A 12,261-nucleotide genomic window follows, 5' to 3' on the forward strand; every position below is an offset into this window, starting at 1 on the left:
GCGGGTGGACCAGACAACCGGTGCGGGCGCATTGTCGTCTTATGAACGCCCATGTCGCCCCACATCGAGGAACCGTCGCCCTCATCGGACTCGTTCCACCCGACCTCGACGGCGTGCGCAATGCCGTAGTGCTCGCAGGGGCGCGCGTGTGCTCGAACCCGGGCCAGGCCTCGTTGATCCTCGCTTCCGCGTCGGCTCCCGTGCCCGAGGGAACACCCTGCGTGCGCGTCGGGCAGGGCGGTCAGGTGAGCCTACCGGGGGACACCGCGCTTCTCGTGTCCCTCATCGCCGAGGCATCCTCCCGCACGCGCCGATCGGGTGCGGTGTGGGTGGTCGCCGGGATCGCCGGCGGGGTTGGGGTCACCGGCATTGTGCGGCTGCTGGCACGTGAGCGCGGGCGTCGTCGGAGTGTCCGAGGGGGTGTATGGCGCCGGGAGCGCGGTGCCCGCCGAACGAGGTCGGGCGATGCAGTCGTCGTCGACGCGTCCGGGTCCGTGCCCGGTGTTGCGCTCGCGGCTGACCATGATGTGCCCGGCGTGCGCTGGGCGGATCTCGACGCATCCGAGGACTCCTATCTACCGTCGCTGCGTGAGCACCTGCCCGTCGTCGGGGGCGTGCGGGCCCTCGTCGGGGACTCCCGAGGCGGTGCCGCCGCCGACGATCCCCGCGTGGTCGCCGCGTGCCGATCCCTCGACGCGCCCCTCATCGTGGACGCGGGCCGATGGGACGAGCGAGCCGCCCGATGTGTGTCCGCGATCCACGCCGACGCGCTTATCGTCGTGACCCACGGGGACCTGGAGGGGGCCGCCGCACTGTCGGCGACATGCACGGCGGTTCCCCCTCCATGTCCCGCGATCACGCTTGTGAGTGCTGGTGAGCGTTGGGGAGCCGGTCTGCGCGCGTGCGCCCCCGGTTCCATCCTGCGCGCCCCAACGCGCTCCGGGCGGGACCTGCGCGGCCTCATCCGCGCTCTCGAATCCGCCTCCGCCGCGCATGCAGGCGGGGCCGTGTCGTCACCGGGTGAGCTCCTCGCGATCGAGGCGCGCCATGCGTGACGCGCTGCGCCTGCTCGCCCGCGGTGAGGACCCCGCTCGTGCGGCCGCCGCGTCCGCGCCGCCTGGCTGCGGAGCCGCCGCGGTCACCTCCACCCTGGAGACCCTACGCGCCCGGCAACGCGGCATGGACCCGCCCCTCGCGAGCCTCCTCGACGACCCAGCCGTCACCGACGTCCTCATCAACGGCACTCAGGCGTGGGTTGACCGAGGAGGTGGCCTCGTCCGCGTGGACGCCGGTATCAAAGACGAGGCGGACGCCCGCCGCGCCGCCATCCGCCTCGCGAGCGCCAGCGGCGTGCGCCTCGATGATGCGCGCCCCATCGCGGACGGCACCCTGCCCGGGGGCGTGCGCCTCCACGCGGTCCTCGCGCCCGTGTCGGGATCCGGCACACTCATCTCCCTGCGCGTCCTCGGCACCCGTCGGCTGGGCATCTCGGACCTCGCGGCCTGTGGGACTCTGCCCGGCTCGGTGGGGACGCTCCTGCGGGCCCTTGTCGCCTCGCGCGCGAACGTCCTCGTCAGCGGGGCAACCGGAAGTGGGAAAACGACGCTCCTGAGCGCCGCGCTCGCCCTTGTCCCCGCTGGTGAGCGGATCGTCTGCATCGAAGAGGTCACAGAAATCGCGCCCGCTCACCCGCACTGCGTGCACCTCATCGAGCGCGCCCCTAACGTCGAGGGGAGGGGCGCGGTCACCCTCGCTGACCTCGTGCGCGCGGCCATGCGCATGCGCCCCGACCGCCTCGTCCTCGGCGAGTGCCGAGGCCCCGAAGTGCGCGACGTCCTCACCGCCCTCAACACCGGGCACGACGGCGGTTGGGCGACGATCCACGCCAACGGGGCGCACGACGTGCCCGCACGGCTTGCCGCCCTCGGAGCGCTCGCCGGGATGAGCGAGCATGCCGTCGCCGCCCAGGCCGCCAGCGCCATCGACGCCGTCCTCCACCTGCGCCGAGCCCCCTCCGGGCACCGATGGGTGTCCGAGGTCGGGGTCCTCACGCGCGCTCGCGGGTCTCTTGAGTGCGCTCTCGCGCTCAGCGCCACCGCCGATGGCTGCGTCACCACGCATGAGGCATGGGCCTCCCTCGCCCGACGGGTCGGGCTATGAGGTCGGGCTGGGATGCGTTCGTGGACTGCCTCGGCCTTGGCGAGGTGGCGGCGGTCAGCGTGTTCGTTATAAGCGTGGTTGCGTTGTGTTGTCAGTGTTGTGGCGCGGTGTATCGGGGAGCGCGTGAGAAGCGCATCGTGTGCGCGTGGGCGCGGCCGACGCGCGTGTGTAGCCCGGGGCGCGAGGCCCGGGGGCGGTGGGGTCGGCTAATCCCCGGGCCGGGAAGATCCGCGCGCCACCGAGGCCGCGCACAGGGTCCACCCACCCCGCGCGAGCTCTCCCTCCTCGTCGCCGAGGTTGCGACCCGTCTGCGCGCGGGAGCCCCCACCTCCCTTGCCTGGGGCCTCGCATTGGCGCGCATCGATGCGGGAGGGAGCGTCGGCGTGGATGATTCCTACCCTGCCGTCCTCGACGAGTGGGCGCGCGCGCCGACGCGCTGGCGCTCCCTGCGCAGAGCAGAAAGGGCACCGGGAGTGGCCGCATCCCGTGTGAGCGCCGCATCCGTCGCCCTCGCCTGCCGATTCAGCCACGACCTCGGCGCTCCCCTCGCCGACGTGCTCGACGCGATCGGCAGCGCGATAGACGACGCGCAGGCGCTCGAGGAGGCGCGTCGCGTCGCCGCCGCCGGCCCGCTCATGTCCGCGCGTGTCCTCGCGGCCCTTCCCCTCGTGGGGATCGCGTGCGCGCTCGCGTTGGGGGCATCGCCCTGGCAGTTCTACATGGGAGGAACAGTGGGCCGTATGTGCGCCTTCGTGGGGGGAGTCGCGTGGGCGGCGGGCGTCGCCTCGTGTCGACGGATCCTCGCCCGGTGCAGGCGCGTCGAGGAGGGGATAGACGGCGCGCTCGCCTGCGACCTCGTTGCCTCCGCCCTGGCCTGCGGCGCGGCAATTCCCCGCGCTCTCGACGCGTTGGCCGACGCCAGTACCACCGAGGCACTGACGTGGGCCGCCGCCTCGCTGCGGCTCGGGGCAACCTGGGCGGACGCATGGGAGGACACCCCCGAGTGGAGCCATCCCCTGCGTGATGCGCTTGAGGCCTCGTGGACCAGCGGAACCGCCCCGGAAACGCTGCTCGCCCGAAGTGCCGCGTGGGAGCGCCGCTCCCGCCTCGTCGACGCGAAGGCGCAGGCCGAGGAGCTGAGCGTCCGCCTTGTCGGTCCGCTCGGCGTCTTCTTCCTGCCCGCCTTCCTGTCCCTGGGTATCGCACCCCTGCTTGCGCATCTCGTGGGAGGAATCGGTGTGTAGGCGGGTTATCCACAGGGGTTGCGGGGCCTCGTTGGTTATCCACAGGGGTGCGAATCCGCCTGGAAACGTGGGCCGGCCCCGCGCACACTGGTCCTGCGCGTGACCGCGCGCGAAGGAAGAAAGGACAGATCAATGACGATCATCGACAGAATCGACTGCGCAGCCACGCGCGCTCAGCTCATCGCGATGGCGGCCGTGCAGGAGGGCGCTCGGGCCCTGCGGCCCCGGACCTCAGCCGAGCCCACCGAGGGACGCGATCCCGAGGAGGGTGCGACCACCGTCGAGTACGCGATCGGCACCATCGCAGCCGCCGGATTCGCGGGCCTGCTCATCGTAATCCTCAAATCGGACACGGTGCGAGCCGCCCTCGAATCCATCATTCAGGAGGCGCTGAACACCCGATGAACAGCGACGAGAACGGATACGTCACCGTCGAACACGCCATCGGTTTCGTCGCCGTCACCCTCGTCGTCGGTGTCATCGTCGCTGCTGCTCAGGCGGGGATGACCGGAACATCCCTGTGTCAGGCGGTGCGCGAGGGCGCGCGGGCCGCCTCCATCGGGCAGACCGACCCGCAGGGAGCGGCCTCGGCCGCCTACCCGCCCGGATCCTACGAGGTGACACGCACCGGCGGGTGGGTGAGCGTCACCGGCACCGCCCCCTACCGAGGGGCAGCCGGCTGGATCGGGGGCATCGCCCGATGCTCGGTGACCACCATCGACGAGGGGGACCTGCCGTGACGCTGCGATCACGAGGTAGGGGGGCGGCTGTGTACCGAGGTGAGCCTGTCGTGTATGGGCGTGCCGGCGACCGTTCCGACGAGGAAGGGTCGGGGACCATCAATTCCGTGGGGCTCATCGTCCTGGCCCTCGTGCTTGTGGTGGTCCTTGGCGGTGTTGGCGTCGCTCACCGCGAGCGGGTGCGCCTGCAGGCCGTCGCCGACCTGGCGGCTCTGGCGGGGGCAGAGCAGTCAGCAACGGCCGGCTGGGAGGACGTGGGGGAGCGGCCATGCGGGGCGGCCTTCGCCGTCGCTGAGGCGAATGGCGTGGGCGTTCAATCCTGCGAGGTGCGTGATCTCGACTGCCTGGTGATCCTCACGCAGCCAGTAAGAATCGCCGGTTTTTCAACGAATGTGAGCGCTCGGGCTCGCGCCGGACCCGAGCGGTGATAAATTCACAGGAAATTGCCAGGTTCGTTCAATGGTTCCCACAGGTGGGGTCCGTACACTAATAGTCATCAAGCCAAGGGCGACACCCACAAAGGGTGAGCCAAGAAAGGGAGCGCATCGGAAGACTTGCACTGTGTTGATGGGATACTCGAAGGGGTCGGCCTTATGGCCGGCCCCTTCGAGTATGTGCTGGCGGGTTTCGTGCACTGAGCGCATTCGGCCCGAGCGATGTCACGGATGCGGGGTTATAGGACACTGCGTGTTGCTGGTAGCGTGACTTGTCAGCGCCGACGGCGCGGCCACCGCGTGCAACGAGAGGTGGGACCCTTCGGGGTCTTGCCTCCGTCGTCTCCCTGGGCATATAGATAGAGGGCGTCGGGATGCCTGCGAGTCGTCAGGCCCCGCTTCTGTTTCTGTGAACGCGTCCTGCGCACGCGGGCCCGATGACATGCACCCGGGCCCTCTTACCCGCACGCGGGCCCGATGACATGCACGTAGGCAGCCCCGCCCAGGTGCACATCTAGGGGTTTACGTGCGTATCAACGGGGTAACGCGCATGTTGAGGGGTTCGTGTGCGAGCAGCACACCGAGAGTGACACCGAATCCGCCAAAGTACAGACCCATTCATCCAAAACGGCCTATTTTTGGCTGTTTTCAGCTAATGGGTCTGCACTTTGGCGAGCACACCACCTCACGTTGCGGCCTCGCCACCACCAAACGGGGGGGAATTGCACGACATGAGGGTCACCAGGCGCTGCGTCAGGCGGTGATCGCACCACCAAATGGGGGAAATAGCGTCATTAGAACCGCGACACGCCGGTGACACGCGGCCGGAGAGCTTCATGTAGTGCAAAATCCCCACCATGTCCCGAGCCTTGACGTCCCCAATGCCCGGAAGGCACCAGCGTGGAGCACAATGAAACCGACAGCACCACTGCACGCCTCCCCGAGGCCGAGCAATGAAACCAACAGCACCATTGCGAGCCCACAACACCCGGAAAACCAGCATTTTCCCCACGCAAAGGCGTCATCGGTTTCAAGCCCGCACCCACACAGACCTGCAAAGGTGTCACCGGTTTCAAGCCCGGCAACGCGTCGCACCGAATAGGCAAGCAGTGCACCCGCTCGCACACCATTGCGCTAGCTACTAGGCAGTGCATACTCCCGTAAGTAGCGCAATGCCACGAGGAACAAGCGCGGTTATAGAGATGAGTCTTCATCCCCCAATTCCGCATGCAATTCGATTGGATGAAGTTTCAGCAATGCCTGAAAGTGGCGCAATTCCAACAATGCAAATTCAATGTTTGAAAGAGTCACGGGGGGAATTGCATGCGAAATTGCTGGTTGACAGCCATAGCTGGGCATCAGGGCAACGCGCCGAGCAACATCAGCCGCGAAGGCCCCTCCGGTACCGAGGGCACCGGAGGGACCGCACGGCCTGGCCGCGGTGCCCGTGGGCGCCGGAGAGATCGGAAGGCTGGGCGGCGGGGCCTGGCCGGACAGCGAGCCGACGCGCCGAGCGAAGCTTACGGCGCGGATGGCCGAAGCGCGCGGCGCTGACACCACCGCCAGCTAATTTTGCATGCAATTCCCCCGCGGCGCGAATCGATACAAGCTAAGAAACCGCAGAATATCAACGATTAGATCCCAAAGCCCGACATCCACTCACGGGAATTGCATGCGGAATTGCTGGTTGGTAGCCATAGCTAGGCATCAAGCGGACACACCAAACGACACCCCGCGCCCCCGTGGGCTTACTTGCCGTGGTAGCGCGGGCTGGTCCCCAGGTGAGTGGGGTAGGGGTTTTGGCTGTCGCCGATCACGTTCTCGTCCAGGCCCCGGTAGGTGTAGGAGTTGTCGTAGGCGATCGCAAAGGGGGAGACAACGCCGTCGGTGTACTGCTCGATCTCCTCGGGCGTCGGTTCTGGACCCGTGCTCTTGTTTGTGAGAGGGTTCTCGTCCGGGTACTGGATGGGATCGGTGTTCACCATCGCGCCGGGAGCGACGCCGCCGTAGCCCGTGTACTTGTTCCACGTGTGGTCCGGGTTGGTTCCCGTGTGAATGAGGAGCTGCAGAAGCTGATTCGAGGTGGCCTGGGGCCACTTCTGTCGGGCGAGCGCAAGAGAACCAGCGACGAGGGGAGTCGCGAACGAGGTGCCGAAAGCCTGTTCGTTTTGTTGTGTCTGTAGGTTTCTTACGGTGATAGGCCCACCTACCGCAGCGCTGACTACACCTTCTCCCCACGAGGAGTAGTCTTGGCGATTACCGTCGGTGCCAATCGCGCTGACGCTGACAACTCCAGACCAATGGCCGAAAGACCCATAGGTTTGTTCCTTTGCATCATTGCCTGCACCGGCAGTGATAATGACCCCCTGTGAAAGAGCGCGAGCCATCGCCCACTTAAGTGAGTCGCTATTACTCGTTCCGGCCAGTGACAGGCTGATAATCATTGCCCCATCGTTCATGGCCGTGTTGAGCAGAGAAGAAATATCGTCTTTACTGACACTGCGCTGTCCGCGACAGTCGCTTCCAGAAGTGTCGCCAGCAGACGTCAGGGGAATGCGATACGTCAGCAGTTTTGCCTGGGGAGCAATCCCGTAATCATGCGCTACGAGTACGGATGCGACATCCGTTCCGTGCTGCCTGGTGGATGCGCTGGAGGTGACGGTGCAAGGTGTCTTGTCGGTGATGTCGGCACCCGCCAGCTCGGGCGCGCTGGTGTCGACCTCGCCATCCAGGATGGCGATCGTGACCCCCTGCCCGGTGTAGCCCTTCGCGCGCGCCTGGTCGAGGTGGTAGTACGCGAAATAGGGCTGGTCGGCAGCAGTGATGATGTCCGCCGCCTGCGCTGGTCCGGACGGCAGGGTGGTGGCCCCGGCGGCGAGCACCAGGGTTGAGGCCGCGACGCCGAGCAGGCGCGCCGTGTTGTTCCTACGTGTCACCATTGGCGGGGATCCCATCCGTCGTCCTTGCGTGGTGCGGGCGAAAGGTCCTTGTCGGACCCGTAGGTCTGCGACAGTGGGTTCACGTAGCCCTCGGGCAGCTCGTCCTCATCGTCCTCAAATCGGAATGGAGTGTAGCGGCGTCGCTGGGCCTTCTTCTCGTCCTTCTTTCCTCCAGCGCCAGCGCCGCCAGCGCCCATGAAACCGCCGGCTCCCTGGGTGCGACCGCCGGCCGCGGAGCTTCCAGCGCCATTCGCGCCGCCGGGCGTCCCCGACATGCCCGTCACTCCGGAGGTTCCGTTGGCACCAGCCCCCGTCGCACCGGCAGGAGCAGGGGGTGTGTACTTGCTGAATCCCGCACCGGAGTAGGAACCGGTGCGCAGGGCAGCTGAAGCAGCTGAGCCTCCGACTCCCGCTCCACCGGCTCGCCCCATGCTGGACGTGGCAGAACCCATGCGAGCGGAGCCGCGAAGACCCAGCGCCCCTGCGCCGAGGATGCCGGCTCCACCGAGGCGACCAGCCGTCGATGATTCGCTGGCAGGGCCACCGTTGAGACGCCACAAAGGATGATCGCGATCGACGGGGGAAGCCGGGGTGTGACCGCCAATGACGCCGTTCGCGTGACGGTCACCGTTGACGCGCGTGTGCAGCAGGTCGATATCCATCAGATCCTGCGGATCGGTGACGGGGTTCAGGCGTGATCCAAGCTCTCCTTCGGAAATGTATTGGTTGGGAATACGCTTCGAAGACATGACGCGGGAATCGATGGGACCGCCCTCGTCGTATCCGTCCGCGTACAAGCCCGACCCTTGCCCCCGAAGGTCGGAACGGCCGTAGTCGTCATCGCGGCTGGCTCCGTACACGCCTGCTTCGTGGGGCGATACCCACATGTTGCCTTGGTTCAGCTGATCGCTGACAGAAGGAGATGAAGGGCCGTTTGTGGGAGGTATTTCAACGTTCGTGAGTCCCGTGGTGAATTCCTCTACCCGCTGAGTATGAGCCTGCAACTGATCGGCAAGCTTCTGCGCCTCGTCGTTGACTCGCTGCAGGATTGCCGTGGCCGCAGCCTCGCGCTGCGCGTTTGCCTGTGCCTCGATCGCGTCCACGTAGGCGGCGCCGGTCGTGGCGATGGTGTTGATGGTCTCTCCGAATGGGCCCATGTGCTTCGTGACAGGAATGACGACCTGAGCAAGCCCCCGCATTGCTTCGGTTGCCTTGTCTAGGAGCGTTGGTGATAGGAGCTTAGCGTCCTCGGCGGCGTGCACGAGCAGGCGCCGTCCTTCGACGTAGTGCTCGGTGCCGGTCACGTACCCCTGTCGCTCGCTGTTGTAGCGTTGCTGCGTCCGATCGATCCAGCCGTCAATGGCCTCGCCCGTTTGTCCCTCGAAACCCTGGTATTCCTTGAAGTGGGACACCCTGGCACTCATCATCCCCATTCCGGCAATGATCGCGGAGTGTTCGGAGTCGTAGCCGCTGAGTTTGCGGGATTCCTCCACGCCCTCAACGAACTTCATGAGGCGGTCGTACATGGGGCTACTCACCATGTCTGTCTCCTATCGAGCTCTCCGTGCTAGAAATCTGTCTGTGCGTCCTGGGTGGGCGCGCCGCTGGTGCCCGCCGTCGTTGCGGGATCGGTACTTGGTGCTGATCCACCGGCAGGTGAGGAGGAAGGGTTCGTCGAAGAAGTGGGTGTTGGTGAGGTGTAGGTCGATGGGTCGCCCATCGACTCGCGAAGCGCCTTCAGCTCGTCCCCCGTAGCCTGTTCAACGGCGGCAAAGTCTTCGATCGCTTGATCGACATTGCGCCCGAAGGAGCGGAGAGTGTCGCGCTCGGTAGCGGCAATTTTGTCGTATGCGCCGAGGAAAGCGATAAACGCGTTCCGCAGTGCCTGGGGACCCGCCTCATCGGTCCAGAAACGCTCGTATTGTCCGTAGGAGAGACGAGTGATTGCCTCGGAGCTGGAGGCTATTGCCGCCCTCCCCTTGTTCGACGTCCTGCCGAGTTTGGGCGTGCTTGTTGGAATCGAAAGCGACGTCAGCCATGGCGCACCTCCTGCGTAGTGAGTCCGCCCAACGCGTGTCCTGCGGAACATAATGAGACGCTGATCAGCATATGACCAGGCGTTCAAGAAAACAAGTCATATGACGGCACCGCATCACGCCCCGGGCGCGCGCTCCAGGAGGTAGGTAAGCAGCGTGATCGCGCCCTGTTTGGACAGGGGTTCGTTGCCGTTGCCGCACTTGGGGGATTGGACGCAGCGTGGGCACCCGGACTCGCAGTCGCAGGAGGAGATGGCCTCGAGGGTCGCGGCCACCCAGGACCGAGCGCTGTGAAAGCCGGCGAGCACGTGCCCGGCGCCGCCTCGGAACGCATCGTGGATAAAGACGGTGGGCGCGCCCGTGTCGTCGTGCAGCTCGGTGGACAGGCCACCCAGGTCCCAGCGGTCGCAGGTCGCGACGATGGGCAGGATCCCGATCATCGCGTGCTCGGTGGCGTGCAGGGTGCCCGCCAGGTCCGCGGCCTCGATCCCCATCGTGGCCAGCGCCGCCGGGGTGAGGGTGAACCATGTGGACTTCGTGGGCAGCGTGTGGGTGGGTAGGAACAGCTCGATGTTGCGGATGAATTCGAGCCCGGGCAGGCGCAGTAGGTCATAGTCGGTGACCCGCGTCGACACGTTCGTCGGCCCGTGATGCCAGGTGACCGTGCCGTCCCCGCACACGTAGGTCTCCTCGACCGCGCAGACCTCGACGCTCGTGTGGGTCGTCGAGCGTGTGCGCAGGGGAGTGCGCACCTCCTCGACCAGGGCGACGCGCGCGTCGCCCGTCCGCGCGGGTGGGATGATGATCGACGAGGCCTGGGCCCCCTCCCGCTCCCCGCCCCCGAGGCGCTCGGTTCCCCGGGTGCCGCCCGGGGCCTCGGGCAGGAGTGCGCGTGGCCACCCCTGGGTGGCGGGAGCGGTGGGTGTGGTGAGGGAGGTGATGCTCAGCACGTGGAAGGTGCGCCCCTGGTGGATGTAGATGGCGCCGGGGAAGACGTGGGCGTCGGCGGAGGCCTGGTCGATGGTGCCGACGACGGTGCCGGTGGCCACGTCGACGATCTGGACGTCGCCGGCGGCTCCGCGCAGGTCGGTGAGGTCGCTGGGACGCTCGGCACGAGTGGCGTCCCAGAAGTATCCGGCGGGCCTGTGCTTGAGGTACCCGTCGGCGACGAGGCGCTCGGTCACGCCTCGCAGTTCCTGGCCAAAGTAGGTGATATCGGATGGGGTGATCGGTATTTCGGCAGCCGCGGCGGCGACGTGTGGGGCCAGCACCCACGGGTTGGAGGGGTCGATGACGGAGGCCTCGACCTCGCCGAGAATGTGCTCCGGGTGGCGCACCAGGTACGCGTCGAGAGGGTTGGCGGAAGCGATGAGTACGGACGTGCCCGGCGCGCCCGCGCGACCCGCGCGCCCGATCTGCTGGCGCAGGGACGCGCGCGTGCCCGGCCAGCCGACCGTGATCGTCGCGTCCAGGCCTGAGATGTCCAGGCCCATTTCGAGTGCGGACGTCGTGGCGAGCGCCCGCACTCCTCCCGTGCGGATCGCCTCCTCGAGCGCTCGGCGCTCCTCGGGCAGGTAACCGCCGCGATACGCGCCCACCCGGCCTGCGTTCGCGGAACCACGCGCCGAGAGCCGGTCGCGCACCTGAGCGGCCACGGCCTCCGCCCCCGCGCGAGAACGCACAAAGGCGAGGAGGCGCGCCCCCTCCTCGACGAAAGCGGTGGCCAGGTTGGCGGCCTCAACCCCGGCGCTGCGTCGAACGATCGGGACCTTGAGGGTGGCCGTGCCGGGCGGCGCGTCGAGGGCCTCCAAGAAAGAAGAGATGTCGACTTCGGACTCGTCGGCCATGATCGCGCCCTGCCACAGCACCAGCTCGTGGGCGCCCGCAGGCGATCCGTCCTCGGTGATGGCGACCGCGTCGCGGCCCGTGAGCGCGTGCCCGACCGCAGCCGCGTCGCGCACGGTCGCGCTCAGCATGACGACGCGCGGATCCGCCCCCAGGTGGTGGGCGACGCGCAGCAGACGGCGCACGACCAGCGCGATGTGCGAGCCGGTCACGCCTCGCCAATGGTGGGCCTCGTCGATGACGATGAGGCGCAGCGACGCCAGGAAACGCGACCACCGCTGGTGCGACGGCAGCATCACGTAGTGCAGGAAATCAGGGTTCGACAGGATCAGGTCAGCGCCCGCGCGCGCCCACTCCTTCGCCTCGCGCGGCGTATCCCCGTCCACGGTCGTCGCGCGCACGCGGCGCAGCCTCTCATCGACGAGGCTGGGGCTTCCTTCCGCGTCTGCGCTCGCCTGTACGTCGGCGGGCTTGCCATCCTGGCCAAGCAGCGACATGAGCGAAGCCAGCTGGTCCGCCGCCAGAGCCTTCGTCGGAGCCAGGTACAGGGCCGTCGGGCGGCGGTGAATCCCGGAAATACGCGAGGAATCCTCGGCCTCCACCAGGTCGGAGAGGATCGGCGTCCACGCGGCCAGCGACTTGCCAGACCCCGTGCCCGTCGCGAGCACGGGGTCAAGGCCCTCGCGCACAGCGTCCAAGGCCTCGCGCTGATGAATCCACGGGTGCTCCACGCCCCGGCGCGCCCACGCGTCCACGACCGCGGGCGACACCCACTGCGGCCAATCCGCGATCTTTCCCGATCGGCCCGGCAGCGTCACGTGGCCGAGCAGCCGATCATCCCCGGCGCTCATGCGCTCCAGAAC

9 protein-coding genes are annotated in these 12,261 nt (G+C 67.4%); 6 read left to right on the top strand and 3 right to left on the bottom strand.

From position 1 onward, the window contains the following. Positions 1-41: 41 nt before the first annotated feature. The 6 genes from FOC40_RS01860 (at position 42) to FOC40_RS01885 (ending at position 4,572) form a co-directional block, all read left to right on the top strand. Entirely contained in the window at positions 42-1,055 is a 1,014-nt protein-coding gene (locus tag FOC40_RS01860) for a hypothetical protein (RefSeq protein ID WP_003795910.1), read from the top strand. Continuing rightward, on the top strand, positions 1,048-2,160 hold the full coding sequence (locus tag FOC40_RS01865) for a TadA family conjugal transfer-associated ATPase (RefSeq protein ID WP_155844104.1): 1,113 nt from the start codon (positions 1,048-1,050) through the stop codon (positions 2,158-2,160). The genes FOC40_RS01860 and FOC40_RS01865 overlap by 8 nt, the downstream gene beginning before the upstream one ends. A gap of 383 nt (positions 2,161-2,543) precedes the next feature. Beyond that, positions 2,544-3,404, top strand: a complete 861-nt coding sequence (locus FOC40_RS01870; RefSeq protein ID WP_231126046.1) for a type II secretion system F family protein — start codon at positions 2,544-2,546, stop codon at positions 3,402-3,404. 132 nt (positions 3,405-3,536) lie between these two features. Further along, positions 3,537-3,809 (top strand): DUF4244 domain-containing protein, encoded by a 273-nt coding sequence (locus FOC40_RS01875; protein ID WP_004565678.1) that lies wholly within the window; start codon positions 3,537-3,539, stop codon positions 3,807-3,809. Next, the gene (locus FOC40_RS01880; RefSeq protein ID WP_004565677.1) at positions 3,806-4,144 is read left to right on the top strand and encodes a TadE/TadG family type IV pilus assembly protein; all 339 of its coding nucleotides are present in this window, start codon (positions 3,806-3,808) and stop codon (positions 4,142-4,144) included. The genes FOC40_RS01875 and FOC40_RS01880 overlap by 4 nt, the downstream gene beginning before the upstream one ends. Before the next feature lie 50 nt (positions 4,145-4,194). Further along, the gene (locus tag FOC40_RS01885) at positions 4,195-4,572 is read left to right on the top strand and encodes an Rv3654c family TadE-like protein (RefSeq protein WP_004565676.1); all 378 of its coding nucleotides are present in this window, start codon (positions 4,195-4,197) and stop codon (positions 4,570-4,572) included. A gap of 1,754 nt (positions 4,573-6,326) precedes the next feature. Here FOC40_RS01885 and FOC40_RS01890 read toward each other — a convergent pair. The 3 genes from FOC40_RS01890 to FOC40_RS01900 all read right to left on the bottom strand — a co-directional run bounded on the left by FOC40_RS01890 (position 6,327) and on the right by FOC40_RS01900 (position 12,249). Further along, positions 6,327-7,517, bottom strand: coding sequence for a S8 family peptidase (locus tag FOC40_RS01890; protein WP_004565674.1), 1,191 nt, complete (start codon positions 7,515-7,517; stop codon positions 6,327-6,329). Further along, entirely contained in the window at positions 7,511-9,058 is a 1,548-nt protein-coding gene (locus FOC40_RS01895) for a hypothetical protein (protein WP_004565673.1), read from the bottom strand. Before FOC40_RS01895 ends, FOC40_RS01890 begins: the two co-directional genes overlap by 7 nt. A gap of 611 nt (positions 9,059-9,669) precedes the next feature. Next, positions 9,670-12,249 carry a DEAD/DEAH box helicase gene (locus FOC40_RS01900; RefSeq protein WP_004565671.1) on the bottom strand — a complete coding sequence of 860 codons (2,580 nt, stop codon included), beginning with the start codon at positions 12,247-12,249 and terminating at the stop codon, positions 9,670-9,672. Between the last annotated feature and the right edge of the window lie 12 nt (positions 12,250-12,261).

This window comes from Schaalia odontolytica (assembly GCF_009730335.1).
Taxonomy (GTDB): Bacteria; Actinomycetota; Actinomycetes; order Actinomycetales; family Actinomycetaceae; genus Pauljensenia; species Pauljensenia dentiphila.

What these genes read in the sequence shown, in the direction of transcription:
- FOC40_RS01860 (WP_003795910.1), top strand. Translation starts at nt 42, where the DNA reads ATGAACGCCCATGTCGCCCCACATCGAGGAACCGTCGCCCTCATCGGA.
- FOC40_RS01865 (WP_155844104.1), top strand. Translation starts at nt 1,048, where the DNA reads ATGCGTGACGCGCTGCGCCTGCTCGCCCGCGGTGAGGACCCCGCTCGT.
- FOC40_RS01875 (WP_004565678.1), top strand. Translation starts at nt 3,537, where the DNA reads ATGACGATCATCGACAGAATCGACTGCGCAGCCACGCGCGCTCAGCTC.
- FOC40_RS01880 (WP_004565677.1), top strand. Translation starts at nt 3,806, where the DNA reads ATGAACAGCGACGAGAACGGATACGTCACCGTCGAACACGCCATCGGT.
- FOC40_RS01890 (WP_004565674.1), bottom strand. Translation starts at nt 7,517, where the DNA reads ATGGTGACACGTAGGAACAACACGGCGCGCCTGCTCGGCGTCGCGGCC.
- FOC40_RS01895 (WP_004565673.1), bottom strand. Translation starts at nt 9,058, where the DNA reads ATGGTGAGTAGCCCCATGTACGACCGCCTCATGAAGTTCGTTGAGGGC.
- FOC40_RS01900 (WP_004565671.1), bottom strand. Translation starts at nt 12,249, where the DNA reads ATGAGCGCCGGGGATGATCGGCTGCTCGGCCACGTGACGCTGCCGGGC.